Source organism: Myxococcales bacterium (genome assembly GCA_016703425.1).
GTDB lineage: Bacteria > Myxococcota_A > Polyangia > Polyangiales > Polyangiaceae > JADJCA01.
In genome coordinates, this window is sequence record JADJCA010000001.1 from 729,719 (window position 1) to 750,068 (window position 20,350).

Here is a 20,350-nt window from a genome sequence, read left to right on the forward strand (position 1 = left end):
GCTGCTCTTGGTCGCTCGGGGTGCACGGTCATCATGAGCACCAAGCGATCGCTCACGCTGGGTCCGCCGTCGGCGAGCGGACTCGGTTTCATGAACGCGAAGACGTCCGCAAGGTCGGTCGCCGGCTCATTCGCCCCCGATGAATAGTCATCGTGATCGCTCGCGCGCGACCGATACGCAACCGTGGCGACGAGGGCCCCGACAACCACGGTCCCAACGAGTGCGCGAAGCGCGGTGCGCATCAGAAGCGCCCTCCGATGCCGAGCGGCGTAAGCGATGCGCTCGCCTTGTTCGCGCCGGCGCCTTTGCCGAGCGTGAAGTACACAGCGACGCCCGACGCCGCGAGCGTTGCGGCGCCGAGGGCGATGGCTACGCCCATGCGAGTCTCCACGGCAGACTTCTTCTCATCGAGCTCCTCTCGGGTCGTCAATCGCCGCTTGGTGGCGTCGAGGTCCGAGTCCGCTGATTGCCATGCGAAGGTCATGCCCAGCGTGCCCGCCGCAAAGAGCCCCGCCGTCGCCCAGGTGATCCAAACGATGGTCGAGGGACCGCGCGGCTCGACGGGGCGCGGCGTCTCCGCGGTCTTGGGCAAGGGCTCGAGGACGAGCGCGACCGTGCGGTCTTCGCCGCCCACCAGCGAGACGTCTTGCGTCGTCGTTCGAAAGCCGGCCTTGGCGACCGAGAGCGTGTGGATGCCGCTCGAGACCATGGTGCGCTCGAGCGGAGTCGCGCCGAGGCGCGCACCATCCAAAGTGACCTCGGCCCCCTCGACGGCGACGCGCAACGTGAGGTGCGCCGTGCGCAGCTGGAGCGCCTCAAGGTTCTTCTTCGCCGCCTCGCGGCGCGCCTCGGGCACACGCTCTCCACCTTCGGCGAGGTACCGCTCGAGGGTGCGCCGCGCGGCGGCGAAGGCGCCGAGCTTTAGCTCCACCTGACCGATGTTGTAGAGCGTGCGAAAATCAGGGACCGCTTCGTAGGAGCGGCGGAATTCGACCAGCGCGAGCTTCGGATCGCCCTCCTCGAAGAGGCGCACCCCGCGCTCAAAGTGCGCGCTGGCGGTGGCAACGGCCTCGGGCGTCGGCGGAGCGACCTCGCCAGTCTGGCCGGAGGCCACTGACGAGAGCGCGAGCGCTGCCACGACGAGGGGCAAAGCGAGGTGCTGCCTCACGGGGTACCCCTCTTGAAGGGATTGTCCTTGTCGAGATCAACTTGAATGCCGGTGCGCGGCGGTGCCGCGGCCGGCGCGCTGCTGGCGGGCGCGGTAGACGCGACGGGCGTCGCCGACGCAGCACCCACGCGCGGCGTCTTCTGCCCGGCGTTTGACCCCGCGATGGTCCGGCCGCCCGCCACCACCGACGACGATGGCGGTTGCGCTACCGCAGCGGTCGCCGCCGTCAGAGCTGCGCCGAGCGTCTCTTTCGGCTCCGACGCGCGCCGCAAGCCAACATCCATCACGATGCGCGCCGCCGAGAGCGTGAGCCACTCGGAGTAGGGCTCGTGCCCCGGCGCCTCGACACGAACGAGATGACGCGAACCGTCGCGACGAAAGGAGCCCTCTGCTGGCGACCCCACGAGCGCCGCGTCATCGACGAGGACGTGCGCTTCTGGCGACGAGCGAACGAGCAGGAGCGCTTGCTCCGAGAGATCGGTTCGCGGCGCGTCAGGAGACCGCGCGAGGCGCCCGCCCACGAACGCGAGCCCCGCAAAGAGCGCACCGAGGGCGTAGACAGCGAGCGGGGAGCGGAGAGGCCCGGACCGCGCTGGCGTCGCGAGCGGCTTCGCTGGCTCCGCCGTGCTCGGCTTCGCGAGCGCCTCTTCGACGGCGCGCCGAACCTTCGCGCGCGCGTCGCCGAAGGTCGCCTGCAAGTGCGTCGCAAGCTCGCGCGAGGTCGCGCGACGAGAGCGGTCGGCGTCGATGCATGCCTCGAGGGCCAGGAGAAACTCCGCAGCCGACGCGTGACGCTCCTCGCGGCGCGGCGCGAGGGCCTTCATGCAGACGGCCTCCAAGTCGCCAGGCACGTCGGGCACGACGCTGCTCGGCTTGGGAACGCCCGTGGAGACGGCATGCTGAATGTCTGCGTCGCTGCGCCCGGCGAAGAGCCGCTGCCCCGTGAGCGCCTGCCAAAACATGACGCCGACCGCGAAGACGTCGGCGCGCCGGTCGACGCCCTTCCCCTCGAACTGCTCCGGCGCCATGTAGGCGCTCTTGCCCTTGATGCTCCCCGTCGCCGTGTGCGAGGTCGTGCTCTTCGCCTTCGCGATGCCGAAGTCCACCAGCACCGCGTGCCCCTCGTAGCTCACCATCACGTTGTGCGGCGAGATGTCGCGATGGACGATGCCGAGCGGCGAGCCGTCGAAGTCCTTGAGCTCGTGCGCGAAGTGAAGCCCCTCAAGGATCTGTCGCAAGACGAGGAGGTGCAGGTTCAGGGGGAACGCCGTGCGCGGCTCGCTCGCTGCGCGAGCGCGACGGGCGATGCCTTCGAGGCTTTGTCCCTCGATGTACTCCATCGCGATGAACGGCCGGTCGCCCTCGACCGAGACCTCGTAGGTGTGGACCACGTTCGGGTGGTCGATGCGCGCCGCGAGGCGCGCCTCGTCGAGAAACATCTGAAGCAGCTCCGGCTCGAGTGCGAGATCCGGATGGAGCTGCTTGACGACGACGAGCTTTCGAAAGCCCGCCGGCCCTGCTTGCGCGGCGAGAAACGCCGTCGCCATGCCGCCGCGCCCAAGCTCCAAGAGCACGCGGTAGCGCGACGAGCCAACGCTCGCCACGAGAGGTGCCGTCAGGGTACGTTCTTCGGTCGCGGACACGGTCGATGGCGGCGCTGGCGCCGGCAGGGAGATGGTACCTTCTTCGCAGGCCAAACCGATCATGCTTGGCGTTCGTGCCGTCGTCCCCGCTTGTGCTTCGCTCTTCATGGTGCTCTGGACGGCGCCGGTGTGGGCGCTCGAGGGGGCTGAGGCGGATCAGGTTTCACGATTTACGGTGGCCGTCTGCGAGGACGGCCCGCTGCAGGCATGCAAACTCCGGTGCACCGGCGTGCTCATCGCGCCAGCCGTGGTCCTCACGGCCCGACATTGTGTGACGGACCGCGGCGGTGCCGGCCCCAACTGCGCCAGCGATGTCGAGAGCCCGACGCGAGAAGCCGGCCGCTTCTCGGTGACGATGGCGGCATCCGTTGGTGACGCGGCCTCCGATGCGCGTCGCGTCGTTTCCATCTCGGCGCCGCGGGCCACGGCGCCCTGCGGCCACGACCTCGCCGCGCTCACGCTCGCGGCCCCCTTCGAGGGCCCCCCCGTGGCGCCCGGGTTCGATCTCGTCCTTTCGTCCGCGCCTCCCTTCACGATGGTCGGCTACGGCGCCACCGACAGCTCGGGCGGTGGCACCGGCACGCGCCGCAAGACGAGCGGGGCCAAGCTCGCCTGCCTCGGGGGGGTGGATCGCTGCGCCGCCTTCGCCGACGGCAGCACGCTCGTTCCCGGGGAATTCCTGCTCGACGCGCGCGCCTGCTCAGGCGATTCCGGCGGTGGAGCCATCACCGGCGACGCTCGCGTTGCTGGCATTCTCTCGCGAAGCCTGGAGTCTTCGGGCTCGGCCTGTGGACTTGCAGTCTACACGCGTCTCGACGGCCACGCCCTCTGGCTCGCTCGCGCAGCGCGCGCGGCGCCGGGCCCCGTCCCGGCTTGGGTGGAAGCCGCCGAGCGACGCGGCAACGGCCCTGGGCGGGGCATTGGCGTTCCGTGCGACGACGACGCCGACTGCGACTCAGCCTTGTGCAGAAGCAAAGACGGCGCTCGCTCCTTCGCCTGCGCGTCATCGTGCGACGACTCGTGCCCGTGCGTCGCCACGGAGCGCGGCGGCGCCTGCTTTGGCCCCGGCGAGGCAAGCGGCTGTTCCATCGCCGCAGCCGCCCCGACGCCACCCGGTGCGGCTCTTGCGTGCCTCGTGGCAGGGCTCTGGGCCCTCGTCAGTCTGACCCGAAAGGGCCGAATTGGTCGCCGCTGGCCGACGCGTCCGCGGCGCTCCTCCCCATAAAACCGACGGGCCCTCAGACGAGAAGGTTTTGCTCAGGCCGAAACTCGGAGATACTCACGCAGATTTCCCGATGAGCGACGTATTCGAGACGTTGATTGCCAAGGCACCGGGCCCGGAAACGCGGCGGACGCTGCGTGTTCTCGTCGACGGGAGCGCGCAAGTCACGGCGCTCTCCGCCGCCGGGAGATACGTGATCGGGCGCGGTGCGGATGCGCACGTCCACGTGAACCACGCAACGGTCTCGCGACGCCACGCTGAGCTCGCGCTCGACGGAGAGTCGCTCCGGGTAACCGATTTGGGCAGCGCCAACGGCTCGCGCGTCAGCGGCAAGGATCTCGCCGCGAACGAGCCCGCTGCGTTGCACTTGGGCGAGCTGTTCACCGTCGGCGACGTGCTGTGCGTCGTCTACGAGGGCTCCGTGGAGCTTCGGCCGAGCCGCTCGGTGGGGCGCGACGAGATCGCCGACGCCATCGAGCGCGCCGCCGGGTTCTACCGCCAAGAAGGCCCCTTCAGCGTCTGCACGTTGAGCTGGCCCGGCGCCGCGCATCACCTCGACGCCGTCGCCACGATGGCCCCACCGCGCGGTCACATCGCCGCCATCACCGAGAACCTCGTCGCGGTGCTGTTGCCGCGCATTCCGAAGGCCTTCGCAGAGAAGTGGCTCGACGGCCTGACGACGCTCTTCGGCCGAAGCGGCGCGGAGATCTCGGGCCGCGTCACCGGCTGCCCGGAGGACGGCGAGAGTCTCCCGTTGCTCTGCCCGCAGGCGCTGCAAGCCGACAACACCGCCCTCCGCGCCTCCCAGCGAACGCCGCTCAGCCTCGACGTCACGCCGTCGAGCGGTGTGGCCATGCAGAAGGTCCACGACCTCGTGGGCCAGGTTGCCGCCACACCGACGAGCATTCTCATTCTGGGCGAGACCGGCGTTGGCAAGGAGGTCATGGCGCGCTCGATTCACACGCGCTCGAACCGCGCCAACGGTCCCTTCGTCGCTCTCAACTGCGCGGCCCTGCCCGAGACCCTCCTCGAGAGCGAGCTCTTCGGTTACGAGAAGGGCGCCTTCACCGGCGCGAACACCGCGAAGCCGGGCCTCATCGAGGCCGCGAGCGGCGGAACCCTCTTCCTCGACGAACTGGGCGAGATGCCGCTCTCGACGCAGGCCAAGCTCCTCCGGGTCCTCGAGGAGCGCACCGTGCTCCGCGTCGGTAGCGTGAAGCCGAAGGCCGTCGACATCCGGCTCGTGGCCGCGACGAACCGCGATCTCTTGGAGGAGATCCAAGCGAAGCGCTTCCGGCCGGACCTCTACTACCGCCTCAATAGCATCATTTTGCGGCTCCCGCCGCTCCGCGAGCGGCGCGACGAGCTGCGTGCACTCTCCAGCCTTTTTGCGCAGAAAGCGGCGGAGGCGCTGGGTCGACCCACGCCGCGCTTCCCGAACGACATTCACGCGATGCTGGAGCGCTACCCGTGGCCCGGCAACGTCCGCGAGCTGCGCAACGCCATCGAACGGCTCGTGCTCCTCGCACAAGGCGGCACCGTTTCGAGTGAGAATCTTCCCGAGGAGATTCGCGGTCACCTGGGCATCGGGTCGATCGCACCGCGGCCTCCCGGCCGCGACACGCTGGTGGCGATCGAAGATCGCATCCCGTCCATCGGAGCCGGACCGATGTCTCCGCCGGCCGTCCGGGTCGAGCCGGGCTCGGAGACGCGCCCCATTCCGGTGTTCGCCGACACCCCGCCGGGCTCGTCGCCCGGCTCGGGGCCGGCCTCGGCGTCGCTGGAAGACGAGATCTCGCGAATCGAGAAGGCCCGCATCCTCGAAGCGCTCGAGAAGTGTGCGGGCAATCAAACGCGAGCGGCGGAGATGCTTGGCATCACCCGCCGCGTGCTCATCGGAAAAATGGAAAAGTACGGGATGCCGCGGCCGCGGAAGTAGCCGTTCGTCAGGCGCCGCCGAACCGCCACCGGCACGTGCAATAGACTGCCGTCATCGGAGCGCCGCCGTAGCCGGCCTTCGGGCCGCCTGCCACCTGGCTCGGGCTCCGGCGAACAAGTGCATCCACCGCCGTCGGTCGACGTGTCGCTGAGGAACTGTCCGCCGCGAGCCGCTGCCGCTTCGATGGCCGAGAGAGGGAGCAATACGCTGCGAGTCTTTGCGCTCTTCATCGCGGGCTCCTTCACGTGCCACCGTAGAAACGGCTCCATGTGCCGGTGTACGGGTTCCAAATCCGGCTCTGTCCAAATGACACCCCGCCTTCGTCGCCGTCGTCGCCGTCGCCGCCGCCGCCGCCGCCGCCGTCGGCTCCACCCGACGACTCCGCCTGCTGCTCCTCGAATGTGGTCCCGCCGACGACTTCAACCAGTTCTTCCGTGCCGAGGAGAGTGAGCATGCTCTCCCTTGAGCAACTCCCGATCCACCAGCGGCCCTCCGCAAGTCCGCGAAAATGCGAAGCGCAAAAGTTCGCGCGTTGTACCGCTCGGTACAATCCGTCCCCAACCCGACAATCGGTACGTTCGCGGGCTCCACGGCCGCGCGCCACGGCCCGCCCCAAGCAACGTGCACATGTCGCGCCCGCGCGCCCAAGCGCGCACGTTTACGCCTAGCGTCTATCGTTTACGGTCGCGGACTGCGCGAGCCTGTCGCTTCGCCCATTGAAGGAGCGGCAGAGCAGCCACGGCAAGGCGAGTGACCGGCGTGGCTCCGAGCGGCAACACGACGGACTCGAGGATGCGCCGATCAGGCCAAAGGCGATTGGAGAGCTCGTGATCCGGCGTGGCGCACGAGTCCATCTCGCAACGCCGCTCGGGCTCGTGAAGGCGGCGGATGTTCTCGAGCTCAAGGAGGATCCCCGGCGACATTTTCGCGAAGCGCCTCGTCGTACGCAACCTTCCAGGCGAACAGCTCGGGGCCCCCGCGAACGGCGCAGAACATCGCGACCGGCGCGCCGCCAACACGAAGCCACAGCCCTTCGAGCTTCCGCTCCCGCGCCGCGCCCCTCAGCACCTCCTCGAAGAAGGTCCGGTGCAGAGGCTTGGACGCGAGCGCCGTGCCCCCCTCCCCCTTCCACCCCGAAGCCTCGACCGCGAGGAACTCGGCGGCGAATCGCTCGCCCTCCATTTCCGTGCAGTCTACACCGTATTCAACGGCGCCGCTCTCGGCGAGGCGACGCTCACGACGACGCAAGTCCTTCAGTTGCCGCGTGGAGAAGATCCGCTCGACAAACGCGTCTGCGCTCGCGGCCGGACGGAAGAGCGCGCGCGTGTGCGCCTCGACGACGAAGAGCGGTGCCTGCCGAGCACGCAGGGCCTCGATCAAGGCGGCGCGAAAGGCGCCATCACCTCGCACGTCGGTGAGCAGCAGCACGCGAGCCTGGTGACCGGCGTCGGGACCGGCCGCTCCGTCGAGGAGCGCCCCGACGGCCTCCGCCGCGTAGTCGCGGTGCACGAGCGGGGTGCCGAGCGGATCGTAGTCGTGGCGGAAGGTGCGGAGCCCCGACATGGGAAGGCCCAAGACGCGGCGCGTGGCCAGCACCGGCACAAGCAAGGCGAGCGTGCCGTCGACGCGGACCGTGAGCAAGCGCACATCGTCGTCGCCAAAGGCCTTGATCGCCGGGCGCAAGAACCAAGGCTCAAAGAACGGATTGGGCTCGATGGCGCAGGCAGCGAGCCGCGCCCAGTCGCCCATCAACGGCTCAACCGCTGAAGCGTCCCAGAGCGCGACGGAGACGGGACGCGCGGCGGTGCGCGAGGCTTCGAGCGGCTCCATCGCGCGCGAGCCTACCTCGAACGAGACGGAGGCGCGAAGGTTCAGCGGCGGCGGCGCAGCAGCGATTCGCGAACGAGCTTCAGGAAGTCACGCGAGGCGGTGCGCGCCAAGAGCAACGCAAAGACCGGGTAAGCGACAGCGCCGACAAGGACTTGGACGGCGAGCGTCACCTTCGGTCCCCAGGTGACCCAGTGGGGAATCGGCCCGACGACCGCCGCCATGGCGATGGAGGCGAGCAGCGGTGGCAAGACCGCGAAGAAGAGGGCCAAGACGCGCATCTTCTCGACGATGCGAACGGCGATGCCGTAGAGCAAGCCGCGGAGCACCACGGCGCCGAGGACCGCCAGCGTGGCTGCCAAGGGGCTCGTTCGGCCCACGGTCCAAAGGAGGCCGAGCACCAAGACGAGGCCCACGGACTCCACCGTGCCGACGATGCGCGGCACGGCGCGAGCGTAGAGGTACGAGGCCACGGCGCCCTCGACGGGCCGCAGGAACGACAAGATCGCGAGGACCGTCATCATGGGCCCGAGGCCCGACCACTTCGCCGGAAAGACCACGAGCGTCACCGTCTGCGCCACCGCGGCGAGGCCGAAGGCCAGTGGCCCCATGACGAGCGCGAGGATCGCCATCGAGCGACGGAGCGCGTTCTCGCGCTCACCTTCGGGCGCGTGCGCGTAGGTGACCTGCAGGACGTCGTTGATGGGCTCGCCGACCTGGAGCGCGGGAAGCTCCGCGAGGTTGTAGGCAAGGTTGTAGGTGCCGGCGACCGACGGGCCGAACATCTTGCCCACGATGACGTTGTCCCATTTGCGCGCTGCAAAATCCGTCAGCGCGCCGAGGCTCACCCAGAAGCCGTGACGCGCGAGCGTCGCCAGCAGGCCTCGGTCGAGCTTCACCGGCGACGCCCACTCGGCGAGGCGCACGGAGCGAAGAAGAATGCCGCTCCGCAGAAACGACCGCGCGAGGTTGCCGAACACGACGGCCATGCCACCAGCGCCGCTGACGGCGAACACGATGGCCGTCGCCGCATACGTGACCTCGCCGAGGGCGCGCGTCATGCTCACCCGGGGAAAGGCCAGCTTCCGAAGCAGCATCCGCTCGGGCATCGCCGCCAGTCGGTCGACGTAGAACGCTAGAGCGAGCAGCGGAGCAAAGCGCCCGAGTTGGGGCACCTGAAAGAACGCGCCCGCCTGGCTCACGATGAGCGAGAGCACGAGCGCGACGGTCGCCAAGGTGACGTGGATCACCGTCGCGTGAAAGACGACGTCGGGCCCCGCCTTCGGATGGGACGTGAGGTAAACGCCCACGGCGAGCGACGAGAACTGGAACACCGTCATCACGACGATCGTCGCGATGGCCACTTCGCCGTATTCCGCTGGCGCGAGGAAGTGCGTGAGCAGCAACGTCGCGACGAGGCCGATAAGGCGCGACGTAAGGCCGGCGGCGACGCTCACAGCGGCACCCCGCACGGTGCGAGCGGCGAGAGACATCAGGCGCTCCCTCGGCGCCCGCACGCCCGAACCCTACAAGCGCCGCTCACCACGCTCGTCTATACCAGATCGCCCCGCGGCGCCGGTTTCGCTTCTCGGCGCGCACACGAGGCAGGCAGGGGCGACGGAAAGCTCGCGTCAGCAAACCGCGGAGCGCTATCTTCGAGGCGCCGATGACGAGCTTGCCTCCCGCCGAGCGTCCCCTCGACGAGCAGATGTTGCTGAGCGGCGCCGTGAGCCTCTACCACGACCGCGACATCCTCGACGAAGACGCCTCGCGGCTCCGGTCTCTCGGGTATCGGATCTACGTGCTCGACGCCTCGCACTGGCTCTCGACGGGCAACTTTCACTCGGGCGTGCGCTTGATGCTCGACCTTCGCGGGCGTTATGTCGAAAACCTCGACGGCTTCAGCGACGGCTTGCGACGCCTCGAGCTCTCGGAGGATGGCCGGGCGGCGCTCGTCTTCTTGCATTTCGATGTCTTCGCGCGCCAATGCCGGCTCTTGGCGCAACAGGTGCTCGACGTCATCGAGAGCCAATCGCGGCAATTCCTCGTCGACGGTTGCCGCCTCCTGGCTCTCGTTCAGTCGGACTCGGTCACGCTCGAGATCGAGCCCGTCGGCGCGGTGCTCGTCACGTGGAATCCGCGCGAGTGGCAGCTCATGATCCGCAAGACGTGACGCCTCGGAGCGACCTCCAGAAAGAAGGCGCCCCTTCTGGCGGCCCGGCCTGCGTGACGTCCTAGAGCGAGAACGTGCGCCGCTTCGTGAAGCGCCCGTCGCCCTTCTTGCCGACGTAGCTCCCGTTCTCGACCACGAGCTTGCCGCGCGAGAAGACGTGGGTGGCGGCGCCGGTGACCTCTTGCCCTTCGAAGGGCGAGTAGTCGACGCGCATGTGCAGCGTCTTCTGGCTGAGCACGTGCTTCTTCTCGGGATCCCACACGAGGAGATCGGCGTCGGCCCCTACGGCGATGGTCCCCTTCTTCGGATAGAGGCCGAAGATCTTCGCGGGCGCCGTGCTCGTGATCTCGACGAAGCGATTCATCGAGATGCGGCCCTTGCGGACGCCTCCGTCCCACAGGAGGTACATGCGCGTTTCGACGCCGGGCATGCCGTTTGGGATCTTCGCGAAGGAGTCCTTACCGAGCTCCTTCTGGCCCTTCATGCAGAAGGGACAATGGTCGGTGGAGACCACCTGCAGATCATTCGTCCGAAGGCCTCGCCACATGTCTTCTTGCATGTGGGCGGGCCGGAGCGGCGGCGTGCACACGAACTTGGCGCCTTCGAAGTCGGGCCGCGCGAGGTCGTCTTCGGAGAGGAAGAGGTACTGCGGGCAGGTCTCGGCGTACGTCGGCAAGCCGCGATCGCGGGCCTCGACGACCTGCTTTAGGGCGCGCTCCGCCGAGAGGTGCACCATGTAGACGGGAGAGCCGGCCATTTCCGCGAGGCAGATGGCGCGGAACGTCCCCTCGGCCTCGGCGATCTGGGGCCGCGTGAGCGCGTGATAGACCGGCGATGTGTGCCCCTTCGCGATGGCTTGCGCCACGAGGATGTCGATGGGGATGCCGTTCTCGGCGTGCATGCAGATGAGCGCGCCAAGCTCGCCGGCCCGCTGCATGCCACGGAAGATCTGCCCGTCGTCGACGTGCAAGACCCCCGGGTAGGCCATGAACATCTTGAACGACGTCACGCCGTCGTCGACGATCGACTTCATCTCCGGGATCGTCTGATCGTTGACGTCGGTCATGATGAGGTGAAACGCGTAGTCGACGGCGGCTTTCCCCTCAGCCTTGCCGTGCCAGGTGTCGAGGCCCTTGCGCAGGTTCTCGCCCTTCGCCTGGATGGCGAAGTCGACGATGCAGGTGGTGCCACCGTGCGCGGCCGCGAGCGTTCCCGTCTCGAAGTCGTCGCTCGACGTGGTGCCGCCGAAGGGCATGTCGAGGTGCGTGTGGGCGTCGATGCCGCCCGGCATAATGAGCTTGCCGGTGGCGTCGATGGTCTTGTCGAAGGTGCCCGCCGGAGCGGCGCTCGGGTCGAACATCGCCACGATGCGTTCGCCATCGATGAGCACGTCGGCCGCGTAGGTGTCGACGGCGGTGACGACGGTTCCCCCCTTGATCAACGTTCGACCCATGTTCGCCTCCTGCAGCGTGACGCTGCGCACCGCAGGGTATCGAAGGGCGTGGTTTCGATGCGGAGAAAATCGGGGGCCGACGCGAACCGCGCCCCGGCGCGATTGCCGTTTGACGCGATGGTGGGAACGAGGCTTCTTTGCGACCATGAGCGTGAGCGACGCGAAAGTCACCTTGGCGACGGTGCATGGCGAATGGTCAACCTTCATGCCGGAGATGAAGCTGCGACTCCGCTCACGATTGCCGGGGGCATCGGCGTTCGACGAGAGCGTGCTCGGCCTCCGACTCGCAGCCGAAAAGGGAACGCCCATCGCGTCGCTCCTCGCACCGGCGATGGCCGCGAGCTGGCTCGTGAATAGCGCCGTTCCCTCTCCGGTCTTTCAGAAATGGCTGGCGCCCCCGATGCGGCAGTCGTGGCAGACGGTGTTCGAGCGGCTCTTTGCCGGCTGGGAGTCGCTCGACAAAGCAGCGCGCGATGAAGTCACGGGCGCGCTCGCGACGCTGGTTGCGTGCGGCGGCTCGCTAGGCGGACTTACGAAGGTGCTCGCGGCGCTGTCGCCTGAACCGGTGCCGCTCATGCCCGACGCGGCGCTGGCGTTCATGCTCCTCGCCGTTGCGGTTCCCAAAGAGCCAGACGCGCAGACGGCCCCCGGCGTGGGGCCCTTCGCGCCCATGATGGACCGCATCGTCGAGAGCAGTGAGCTCTCGGCGGCGCGGCTTGAGAGTATTCGAGCGAGCCTCGGCACCGCCTTCGAGCCGCGTGATCTGGTGGACCGGCTCGTATGGTTTGACTCGGTTGGCTTTCGCCATTTCAAAAACGAGCAGGGCGCTTGGTATTGGGTGAGGAGCCCGTCGCACGAGGGCGTGGTCTTCGTCGCGGGCGCGGCCCCGGCTGACTATCAACCAGGCCGCTGCGTCGAGGTGCCCGGCGAGGACGACTTCTCGGAGCGCGCCGCGTCCGCCTTGGAAGAGGCCTCCTAAATCGAGCCCCCATCGATCCAACGGAGCCGACGACGATCCGCCCGCCGGCCATTTACGCCGAGAGCGCGTGCTGGGGTGAAATCGGCCACCGCCGTCATCGGTGAGCGACGAACCTTGGTGGAAATCTGCATGTCAGGATTCCCGCCCCTCCGGCGTAGACCACTACAGGCGGGAAAGTGTGGCCGTGTGCCCCTGACACGCTCTTTGCATCACATCGCTCGGAGGGATTTTTACCATGGCCGTCCTTGTTCCTTGCCCCGGCTGTCAACGCCACGTCCGTTCCGCCGAGGCGGCTTGCCCGTTCTGCAGCGCCGAACTCCCCAGCGATCTTGCGTCGCGAGCCGTGCCTAGCACGACCCGTCGCATGGACCGCCTCGCGACCTTCACGTTCGCAGCCGCGCTCGCGGTGGCGAGCGCGACCGGTGTCGGCTGCAGCGGCGGCGCTGACGGCGACGACCCGCAGCAGACGGAAGAGGAGCTCCGCAAGAAGAAGAAGGACGCGGGCGCGAAGGACTCGGGCAAGGCCGACGCCGGTTGCCGCCCCGCCGACGATTTCGGCGGCTTCATGGCGCTCTACGGCATGCCGCCCACGCCACCGCCGGTCGATAACCGACCGCCGTGTGCCGTCGAAGACGCGGGCGGCATCATGCCGATGTACGGCATGCCTGCTCCCGTCGACGAAGACGCGGGCGGCATCATGCCGATGTACGGCATGCCCGCTCCCGTGGAGGAAGACGCGGGGGCGATTCAGCCGATGTACGGGGCCCCGCCGCCACCGGCCGTCTTCGACGGCGGTGGCATCATGCCGATGTACGGCCTACCGCCGGGCAATCACTGAGTTCTGAGAGATAGACCGAGCGGGTCTGCCACGTGTGCAGGTCCGCTCGTCACCATTTACCGACTGGCTGAATGGCGTCACGCGCGGCTTGGATGGCGCCCCGACGCGTTCGCTGAAGTAGAGTTCTCCCATGGATATCGGGCCCCGTCCTCGCAGCCTCCCCATCGCGCCCAAGGCGCCACCAGCGAAGAAGCGCCTTCCCTTGGCCGATGAGACTCGTCCCATCGACCAAAAGTGGCGGCCCATCTACACCGTCTGGGAGATCACCCTCGCCTGCGATCTCGCCTGCCGCCACTGCGGGTCGCGTGCCGGTCGCGAGCGCCCCGACGAGCTCAGCACGGCGGAGGCCCTCGACATGGTGCGCCAGCTCGCCGAGCTCGGCTGCAAGGAGGTGACGCTGATCGGCGGCGAGGCCTACCTCCGAGACGACTGGACCGAGATCACCAAAGCCATTGTTGGCTACGGCATGCGGTGCGGCATCACGAGCGGCGGGCGCAACTTCACCAAGGAGCGCGCGCGCGCCGCCAAGGAGGCCGGCATCGCGAGCGTGTCCATCTCGGTCGACGGCTACAAGGAGACCCACGACGCGCTCCGCGGCGTCAAAGGCAGCTACGACGCGGCCCTTCAGGCGATGCGTAACCTCCGCGAAGCGGGCATCCCTGTCACCGCCAACACGCAGATCAACCGCGCGAGCGTCCGCGAGATGGAGGGCCTGCTCGAGATCCTCATCGCCGAGGGCATTCGCTCCTGGCAGATCCAGCTCACCGTGGCCATGGGCCGCGCCGCTGACGAGCCGGGGATCTTGCTCGAGCCCTACCAAATGATCGAAGTGATGCCGATGGTGGCGCGCATCAAGAAGCGCACCCAACAGGCGAAGGTCGCGCTTTGGCCTGGCAACAACGTCGGCTACTTCGGGCCCTACGAGACGCTCCTCAAGGGAACGATGCCGCGCGGGCACATGGCCTCCTGCGGCGCGGGCCGTTCGACCCTTGGCATCGAAGCCAACGGCGACATCAAGGGCTGCCCGTCTTTGCCCACCGCCGACTGGGTCGGCGGCAACATCCGCGAGAACACCCTGAAGGACGTCTGGGAGCGAACGGCACCGTTGCGCTATACACGCGATCGCACCGTCGAGGATCTCGACGGCTACTGCCGCACTTGTTACTACGCCGACACGTGCCGCGCCGGCTGCTCTTGGACCACGCACGTCCTCTTTGGCAAGCCAGGCAACAACCCGTTCTGCCACCACCGCGCCCTCGAGCTGCTTCGCGAGGGCAAGCGCGAGCGCATCGTGAAGGTCGAAGAAGCCGCGGGGCTCCCCTTCGACCACGGAAAGTTCGAGATCGTCCTCGAGGACTGGCCCGCGGGAGAGCTGGAAACGGCGCAAAAATTGGCGGAAACAGGCGAGGGCTGGCTGGCTCCCTGAGCCTTTCCTTGACCAAAGGCTCCCGAGTGGAAAGACTCGGCCCTTCAGCCGATGGCGTCCTCGCTCCCCAAAAACCGAACCGAAACGACGCTTCACGACAAGAAGCCGCGCTACACGGCGGCCGAGGCCCGCGCCGAAGCAGAGCGCTGCCTCTATTGCGCTGACGCGCCCTGCATCAAGGCCTGCCCCACCGAGATCGACATCCCGACCTTCATCAAGAAGATCGCCTCGGGAAACGTCCTCGGGAGCGCAACGACGATCTTCGAGCAAAACCTCTTGGGCACCTCCTGCGCCCGCGTTTGCCCCGTCGAGGTGTTGTGCGTCGGCGACTGCGTCTACAACGGGTGGAACAAGCCGCCGATCCAGATCGGTCGCCTTCAACGCTTCGCCACCGAGACGGCGACGGAAGGCGAAACGAAGCAAATCCTCGTCGGCAAGGCAGCGGCAAAGCCGCGGCGTGTCGCCTGCATCGGCGCGGGCCCGGCGTCGTTGGCGTTCGCCGGGACGCTCGCCCTCGCAGGCCACAAGGCCGTGCTCTTCGAGAAGCGCGCCGTGGCCGGGGGCCTCAACACGACCGGCATCGCGCCTTACAAGCTCCACGCCCACGACGCACTCGACGAGGTCGAGTGGGTGAGGAAGCTCGGCGTGGAAATCCGAACCGGCGAAGAGGTCTCCACCGAGGCGAAGGCCAAGGAGCTCCTCGCAGGGTTCGACGCCGTCTACCTGGGCGTCGGGCTCGGCGCCGACTCGCGGCTCGGGATTCCCGGCGAAGACGGGCCGGGCGTTCGCGGCGCCGTCGAATGGATCGAGGAGATGAAGCTCGGCGCCATCGACGCCAAGGCCCTCGGCCGCGTGCTCGTCATCGGCGGTGGCAACACGGCCATCGACGTGGCCCGGGAGTGCGCGCTGCTCGGCGCGGCGAGCGTGAGCATGGTCTATCGGCGCACGAGGGCTGACATGAGCGGCTATGCCCATGAGATGCAAGGTGCACGCATCGAAGGGGTGACGCTCATCGAAGGCGCGCAGCCGGCGGCGGTGGTCCGCGACGCTGGCCGCGTGACGGCGCTTCGCGTCGCCGGCGCCGGCGGCGAGCGGGAGCTGCCTTGCGACACGATCATCGTCGCCATTGGCCAGGGCAAGCTCTCGGCGCTCGCGGCGCTCTTCGCGGGCGTCGCCACCGACAAGCGCGGCTGCATCGTGGCGGATCTCGCCACGGGCGCGACGGGCAACGCCCAAGTCTTCGCCGGCGGCGACTGCATCAACGGCGGCAAAGAGGTCGTCAACGCAGTGGCCGACGGCCGCAACGCGGCTCGCCACCTCGCGGCCCTCTGGCTCGATGCCGGCGCCACCTGATCGCGCTACCTGACCGCGCTACGTGCCGCGTATCCGACAAACCTTCGCCCGACGGACTTCTTCCCATGGCCGACCTTGAGATCGACTTCTGTGGCATCAAGAGCCCGAACCCCTTCTGGCTCGCGTCCGCACCGCCCGCCAACAGCGGCGAACAGGTGATGCGGGCCTTCGACGCCGGCTGGGGCGGCGCCGTCTGGAAGACCCTCGGCGACCCCATCGTGAACGTGTCGAGCCGTTTTGGCGCCGTCGACTACGCGGGCCAGAAGATGATGGGGCTCAACAACATCGAGCTCATCACCGATCGGCCGCTCTCGGTGAACCTCAAGGAGATCAGCCTCGTCAAGAAGCGGTACCCGAAGCACGCGGTCATCGCCTCGCTCATGACCAACACGAAGGAAGACTGGCGAGTCCTCATCCAGAAGGTTGAAGACGCCGGCGCCGACGGCTTGGAGCTGAACTTCGGCTGCCCCCACGGCATGTGCGAGCGCGGCATGGGTTCCGCCGTGGGCCAAGAGCCCGAGGTCCTCTCTGAGATCACGAGCTGGGCGAAGTCCTTCGCGAAGACGCCGGTGCTCATCAAGCTGACGCCCAACGTCGGCGACATCCTCGAACCAGGCCTCGCCGCGGTCAAAGGCGGCGCCGACGCCTTCGCGCTCATCAACACCATCAAGAGCCTCATCGGCGTCGACCTCGAGCGAATGGTCCCGATCCCGCGCGTCGGCGGCGCGTCCACGAACGGTGGCTATTGCGGCCCCGCCGTGAAGCCCATCGCGCTCCACATGGTGGCGGCCTTGGCTCGCGACCCGCGCACCCAGCGGCCCATCAGCGGCATCGGCGGCATCTCGACGTGGCGCGATGCCGCCGAGTTCATCGCCCTCGGCTCCACCAGCGTCCAGGTGTGCACGGCCGTCATGCACCACGGCTACCGCATCGTGGAGGATCTCATCCAAGGGCTGTCGAACTTCCTCGACCAACAAGGGATGAAGAGCGTCAACGAGCTCCGAGGCCGCGCGGTGCCAGCGTTCCAAGAGTGGGGCGATCTAGACCTCAACTACAAGCTCGTCGCCCGCATCGACAAGGACAAGTGCATCGGCTGCCAGCTCTGCGTGGCGGCCTGCCAGGACGGCGCGCACCAATGCATCTTCACCGGCGAGGGCGACCGCACGCGCCCGCCGCAAGCCCACTATCCGGGCATCGCCAAGGCTCCATCCCCCTACCCCGTCGGTAAGCTCGCCGGCCCCCGCGTCCCGTGGGTCGATGAGCCCGAATGTGTAGGATGCAACCTTTGCCAGCTGGTGTGCCCCGTCGACGGCTGCATCTCGATGGTGGAGCTCCCGGCGACGGGCAAAGACACGTGGAACGACCGCGTCCGCGACGGCCGAGACAAAGTTCCCGGCGGCATCCACGAGTAACAAAAAGCCCGAAGGCCCCAGCCGGATAACCGGTGGAGCCCTTTGGGCCTGCCTCGTGGCTGCTTCGTCGATCAGCGGTAGCCGTTCGGCATGGGGAAAGCGGGGAGCGGAGCGGACGGCGCGTAGGTCTGCGCACCGTAGGCCGGCTGCGCGCCGTAACCCTGAACGCCGGTGAGGATGCTGCCAACGGGAACCAGCGGGATGTTGGCCTGAACCTGGTGGTCCTTGGCGAACTGCTCCGCCGCGAAGCCACCGAGGCCTGCGTTGCCTTGGCCCGTCGTCTTCATGTCGAGGTAGTTGGCGCCGTTGATCGTGACTTCCGTGGTCACGTTGCCGCCACCGGCGAGCTGCTGCGTCACGAGGAGCTTGTCGCCCGTGTTGGTGATCACGGTCCCGTCCGCGTTGCGAACCGACTGACCTTCCGCGATGGCGTGCGTGCCGTTCACGTCCTGGATCACGACGTCGACGTCGTTGTCCATGTCGGCGTTCGTAGCCTCGAGGTGCCACTGACCGTTGCCACCGACGATGTCGATCTCCTTGTTGTAGGACTGGCTGTTGATGTCCTGGTTCGTCGTCACCGTCGAGATGGCCGTCGCGCCACCGGCCGTGTTGTTCAAGACGGCGAAGTTGTCGATAGAGGCGGCGCGGTCCATCTGGCCCATGGCCTCACCGTTCACGGTGATGTTGAGGTGCGGGTCGCCCCAGCTCTTGATTTCGAACGAGTTCGTCACGATGCCCGCGCCGCCGCCGCCGTAGCCGTTGGGACCGCCAACACCGAGGCCGCCGGCACCGTTGGGGCCGAAGGCGCCGGCGCCACCGCCCAAGGGGCCGCCGTTCGCGTTGCCCCAGCCCGGCGTGAAGTGCGAGTTCGCGCCGAGGCCGCCGAGCGGCGAGACGTCGCCGGGGTTGCCGGTGCCGATGCCGGCGGGGCCGCCGAGTGGGCTGCCGTTGGCGCCAGCGAAGGGCGCCGTCATGGGCGAGTAGCCGTTCGGACCGACGATGCCGTTGACGCCGGCGCCCGCGGGAACGATCCCGTTCGGGTACCCCATACCGCCAACACCACCGGGGCCACCGGGATATCCCGCGCCACCGATACCCGCGAGCGGGCTGCCGTTGGGATCCACGAAGGCCGAGGAGCCCGCGCCGCCGCCGCCGTTGATCGCGGTGCCCGAGCCCACGGGGCCGGAGCCCCAACCAGCGACGGGCGCCAGCTGACCGAGGGGCAAGGTGGAGATCGAGTGGGCGCCCGCGCCGCCACCGAGGACACCGCCTGCCGCGCCAGCGCCACCGCCGTTGTTCGACGCGTGGCCCACGCCCGCGGGGCCGCCGACACCAAGGACACCGAACATGTCACTGACGCCCGCCCCCGCACCGCCCGAGCCGTCGGGGTGCCAAGACGAGTTCCACGCGGCCGAGAGCCCTGTGACGGGGCGCCGAGCGAACTCGTCGAGCCCACCGGCAACGCTACCGAGGTCATCGACGCTGAGTTCAACGGGGGCCGTGCGTTCGTTCTTCATGAGGAGCTCCTCTGCGGGCCACCGACCGTGGCGGCCATCGCTGGACCCTACGTAGCCAGTCCAGTGCCAACGCCATCGTTGGCTCTCCACGAAAGAATGTGCGCGAGCGTCGCCACCGCGAGTGAATGATCGCGGGCACTTGCGAGGCGCCCGACATCTCCTACCTTGTGCCGTCATCGCGGTTTTTGAAGCACCCGGGAGACGGGGCCTGGGTGATCCGCGCGTGGATCGCAACCGCGTCGGCGCCCGCGTCGCAGAGACGGTGCGCGAGTGGTCCACGCGTCAACGATCCCGTGCGCTGGCGCGCCGAGCACCCACGGGCGCGCCCTCGCCTACCGGCTCGGACGACTTACCGCCGCGGCTTCAGTGCCACTGGTCGAGCGCGAGCGGCGCATCCAGCTCGGTTCCCGAGTCGTCGGCGCGCGCGACACCGAGTCGCGTCGACGACGAAGGCGGCGCCGCAGCGACGGGCCGCGCGCCGTTAGCCTTGTAGGTGTGCTCGGCCGACGGAAACGCCCCGCCGCGAACCTCGGAGACGTAGGTCCGTGTGGCTTCGACGATGGCGTCACCGAGCTCGGCGAAGCGCTTGGCAAACTTTGGCGAACGGCCTCGCATCATGCCGAGCAAATCGGTGCAAACGAGGACCTGGCCATCGCACGCAGCCCCGGCCCCGATGCCGATGGTTGGCACCGACACGCGGGCCGTGATGGCTGCGGCGACGTCGGGCGGAATCGCCTCGAGAACGAGGGCGAAGACCCCGGCCTCTTCAAGAGCGGTGGCGTCGTCGAGGAGACGCCGAACCGCATCGTCGCCGCGCCCCTGAACCTTGAATCCGCCGAGCGCGTGCACGGCTTGCGGCGTGAGTCCCACGTGGCCCACCACGGGAATCCCCGCTCGAACGATGCGCCGCGTGTGCTCCGCGAAGTCGACGCCCCCCTCCAGCTTTACGCTCTCGGCCCCGCCTTCCTTAACGAGCCGCCCGGCGCTCTCAACCGCTTGCGCTGGCGAAACCTGGTAGCTCGTGAAGGGCATGTCCGCGACCACGTGAGCGCGCGCTGCGCCGCGAACGACGGCACGCGTGTGGTAGGCCATCTCCTCGAGAGTGACCGGCAAGGTGTTCGCGTGCCCCTGAACGACCATCCCCAGCGAGTCACCGACAAGCATCATGTCGACGCCCGCCTCGTCGAGGAGACGCGCCATCGTAAAATCGTAGGCCGTGACCATCGCGATGGGCTGCGCCGCCTCGGCGCCGTGCTCGACGGCACCATGGTGGCCCGCGTGAACCTTCCGAGCGCGAAGCTCAGGCGCGGTGATCTTGCGCACACCGCCGGCATTTCCACCTGCGTACATCGGCCTCCGGGTCGCGGCCCACGAGGGGTCCACGCCTGCTCGGAACCCTA

Annotated in this window: 16 protein-coding genes; 8 read left to right on the plus strand and 8 right to left on the minus strand. The window is 68.3% G+C overall.

Annotated features, from left to right (window positions below; genetic code table 11):
• Positions 1-241: 241 nt before the first annotated feature.
• Positions 242-1,168: a PEGA domain-containing protein gene (locus IPG50_03120; GenBank protein ID MBK6691184.1), complete on the minus strand. Its 927-nt coding sequence runs from the start codon at positions 1,166-1,168 to the stop codon at positions 242-244.
• On the minus strand, positions 1,165-2,919 hold the full coding sequence (locus IPG50_03125; GenBank protein ID MBK6691185.1) for a serine/threonine protein kinase: 1,755 nt from the start codon (positions 2,917-2,919) through the stop codon (positions 1,165-1,167). Before IPG50_03125 ends, IPG50_03120 begins: the two co-directional genes overlap by 4 nt.
• Between IPG50_03125 and IPG50_03130 the strand changes: the two genes are divergently transcribed.
• On the plus strand, positions 2,918-4,036 hold the full coding sequence (locus IPG50_03130) for a trypsin-like serine protease (GenBank protein ID MBK6691186.1): 1,119 nt from the start codon (positions 2,918-2,920) through the stop codon (positions 4,034-4,036). The two genes, IPG50_03125 and IPG50_03130, sit on opposite strands and share 2 nt — an antisense overlap.
• A 70-nt stretch (positions 4,037-4,106) precedes the next feature.
• Positions 4,107-5,972, plus strand: coding sequence for a sigma 54-interacting transcriptional regulator (locus tag IPG50_03135; GenBank protein MBK6691187.1), 1,866 nt, complete (start codon positions 4,107-4,109; stop codon positions 5,970-5,972).
• Between the two features lie 241 nt (positions 5,973-6,213).
• On the opposite strand, the gene IPG50_03140 is transcribed toward IPG50_03135, so the two are convergent.
• The 3 genes from IPG50_03140 to IPG50_03150 form a co-directional block, all read right to left on the minus strand.
• Entirely contained in the window at positions 6,214-6,426 is a 213-nt protein-coding gene (locus IPG50_03140) for a hypothetical protein (GenBank protein MBK6691188.1), read from the minus strand.
• Positions 6,427-6,872: 446 nt separating this feature from the next.
• Entirely contained in the window at positions 6,873-7,802 is a 930-nt protein-coding gene (locus IPG50_03145; protein ID MBK6691189.1) for a GNAT family N-acetyltransferase, read from the minus strand.
• Positions 7,803-7,843: 41 nt separating this feature from the next.
• Positions 7,844-9,292, minus strand: coding sequence for an oligosaccharide flippase family protein (locus IPG50_03150; GenBank protein ID MBK6691190.1), 1,449 nt, complete (start codon positions 9,290-9,292; stop codon positions 7,844-7,846).
• A gap of 173 nt (positions 9,293-9,465) precedes the next feature.
• Here IPG50_03150 and IPG50_03155 point away from each other — a divergent pair, with 173 nt between their 5' ends.
• Positions 9,466-9,972: a hypothetical protein gene (locus tag IPG50_03155; protein ID MBK6691191.1), complete on the plus strand. Its 507-nt coding sequence runs from the start codon at positions 9,466-9,468 to the stop codon at positions 9,970-9,972.
• A gap of 61 nt (positions 9,973-10,033) precedes the next feature.
• On the opposite strand, the gene hydA is transcribed toward IPG50_03155, so the two are convergent.
• Complete coding sequence (hydA, locus tag IPG50_03160; protein MBK6691192.1) at positions 10,034-11,425, minus strand: dihydropyrimidinase; 1,392 nt, start codon at positions 11,423-11,425, stop codon at positions 10,034-10,036.
• Between the two features lie 145 nt (positions 11,426-11,570).
• On the opposite strand from hydA, the gene IPG50_03165 reads away from it, so the two are divergent.
• From IPG50_03165 to preA, 5 genes are all read left to right on the plus strand, one after another.
• Positions 11,571-12,404, plus strand: coding sequence for a hypothetical protein (locus IPG50_03165; GenBank protein ID MBK6691193.1), 834 nt, complete (start codon positions 11,571-11,573; stop codon positions 12,402-12,404).
• A 364-nt stretch (positions 12,405-12,768) separates the two neighbouring features.
• Positions 12,769-13,242: a hypothetical protein gene (locus IPG50_03170; protein ID MBK6691194.1), complete on the plus strand. Its 474-nt coding sequence runs from the start codon at positions 12,769-12,771 to the stop codon at positions 13,240-13,242.
• A 130-nt stretch (positions 13,243-13,372) separates the two neighbouring features.
• On the plus strand, positions 13,373-14,668 hold the full coding sequence (locus IPG50_03175) for a radical SAM protein (GenBank protein ID MBK6691195.1): 1,296 nt from the start codon (positions 13,373-13,375) through the stop codon (positions 14,666-14,668).
• A gap of 51 nt (positions 14,669-14,719) precedes the next feature.
• Entirely contained in the window at positions 14,720-16,021 is a 1,302-nt protein-coding gene (locus IPG50_03180) for an FAD-dependent oxidoreductase (protein MBK6691196.1), read from the plus strand.
• Between the two features lie 65 nt (positions 16,022-16,086).
• The gene (gene preA / locus IPG50_03185) at positions 16,087-17,433 is read left to right on the plus strand and encodes an NAD-dependent dihydropyrimidine dehydrogenase subunit PreA (GenBank protein ID MBK6691197.1); all 1,347 of its coding nucleotides are present in this window, start codon (positions 16,087-16,089) and stop codon (positions 17,431-17,433) included.
• A 71-nt stretch (positions 17,434-17,504) separates the two neighbouring features.
• Here the strand turns inward: preA and IPG50_03190 are convergent, their stop codons facing one another.
• Both IPG50_03190 and panB read right to left on the minus strand, forming a co-directional pair.
• Positions 17,505-18,950: a hypothetical protein gene (locus tag IPG50_03190; GenBank protein ID MBK6691198.1), complete on the minus strand. Its 1,446-nt coding sequence runs from the start codon at positions 18,948-18,950 to the stop codon at positions 17,505-17,507.
• Positions 18,951-19,313: 363 nt separating this feature from the next.
• Positions 19,314-20,300, minus strand: coding sequence for a 3-methyl-2-oxobutanoate hydroxymethyltransferase (panB, locus tag IPG50_03195; protein MBK6691199.1), 987 nt, complete (start codon positions 20,298-20,300; stop codon positions 19,314-19,316).
• Positions 20,301-20,350 lie beyond the last annotated feature (50 nt).

Coding starts and splice junctions, on each gene's coding strand:
- IPG50_03145 (MBK6691189.1), bottom strand. CDS start 7,802: ATGGAGCCGCTCGAAGCCTCGCGCACCGCCGCGCGTCCCGTCTCCGTC.
- preA (MBK6691197.1), top strand. CDS start 16,087: ATGGCCGACCTTGAGATCGACTTCTGTGGCATCAAGAGCCCGAACCCC.
- IPG50_03135 (MBK6691187.1), top strand. CDS start 4,107: ATGAGCGACGTATTCGAGACGTTGATTGCCAAGGCACCGGGCCCGGAA.
- panB (MBK6691199.1), bottom strand. CDS start 20,300: ATGTACGCAGGTGGAAATGCCGGCGGTGTGCGCAAGATCACCGCGCCT.
- IPG50_03190 (MBK6691198.1), bottom strand. CDS start 18,950: ATGAAGAACGAACGCACGGCCCCCGTTGAACTCAGCGTCGATGACCTC.
- IPG50_03130 (MBK6691186.1), top strand. CDS start 2,918: ATGGTGCTCTGGACGGCGCCGGTGTGGGCGCTCGAGGGGGCTGAGGCG.
- IPG50_03150 (MBK6691190.1), bottom strand. CDS start 9,292: ATGTCTCTCGCCGCTCGCACCGTGCGGGGTGCCGCTGTGAGCGTCGCC.
- IPG50_03125 (MBK6691185.1), bottom strand. CDS start 2,919: ATGAAGAGCGAAGCACAAGCGGGGACGACGGCACGAACGCCAAGCATG.
- IPG50_03180 (MBK6691196.1), top strand. CDS start 14,720: ATGGCGTCCTCGCTCCCCAAAAACCGAACCGAAACGACGCTTCACGAC.
- IPG50_03155 (MBK6691191.1), top strand. CDS start 9,466: ATGACGAGCTTGCCTCCCGCCGAGCGTCCCCTCGACGAGCAGATGTTG.
- IPG50_03165 (MBK6691193.1), top strand. CDS start 11,571: ATGAGCGTGAGCGACGCGAAAGTCACCTTGGCGACGGTGCATGGCGAA.
- IPG50_03140 (MBK6691188.1), bottom strand. CDS start 6,426: ATGCTCACTCTCCTCGGCACGGAAGAACTGGTTGAAGTCGTCGGCGGG.
- hydA (MBK6691192.1), bottom strand. CDS start 11,425: ATGGGTCGAACGTTGATCAAGGGGGGAACCGTCGTCACCGCCGTCGAC.
- IPG50_03175 (MBK6691195.1), top strand. CDS start 13,373: ATGGATATCGGGCCCCGTCCTCGCAGCCTCCCCATCGCGCCCAAGGCG.
- IPG50_03170 (MBK6691194.1), top strand. CDS start 12,769: ATGGACCGCCTCGCGACCTTCACGTTCGCAGCCGCGCTCGCGGTGGCG.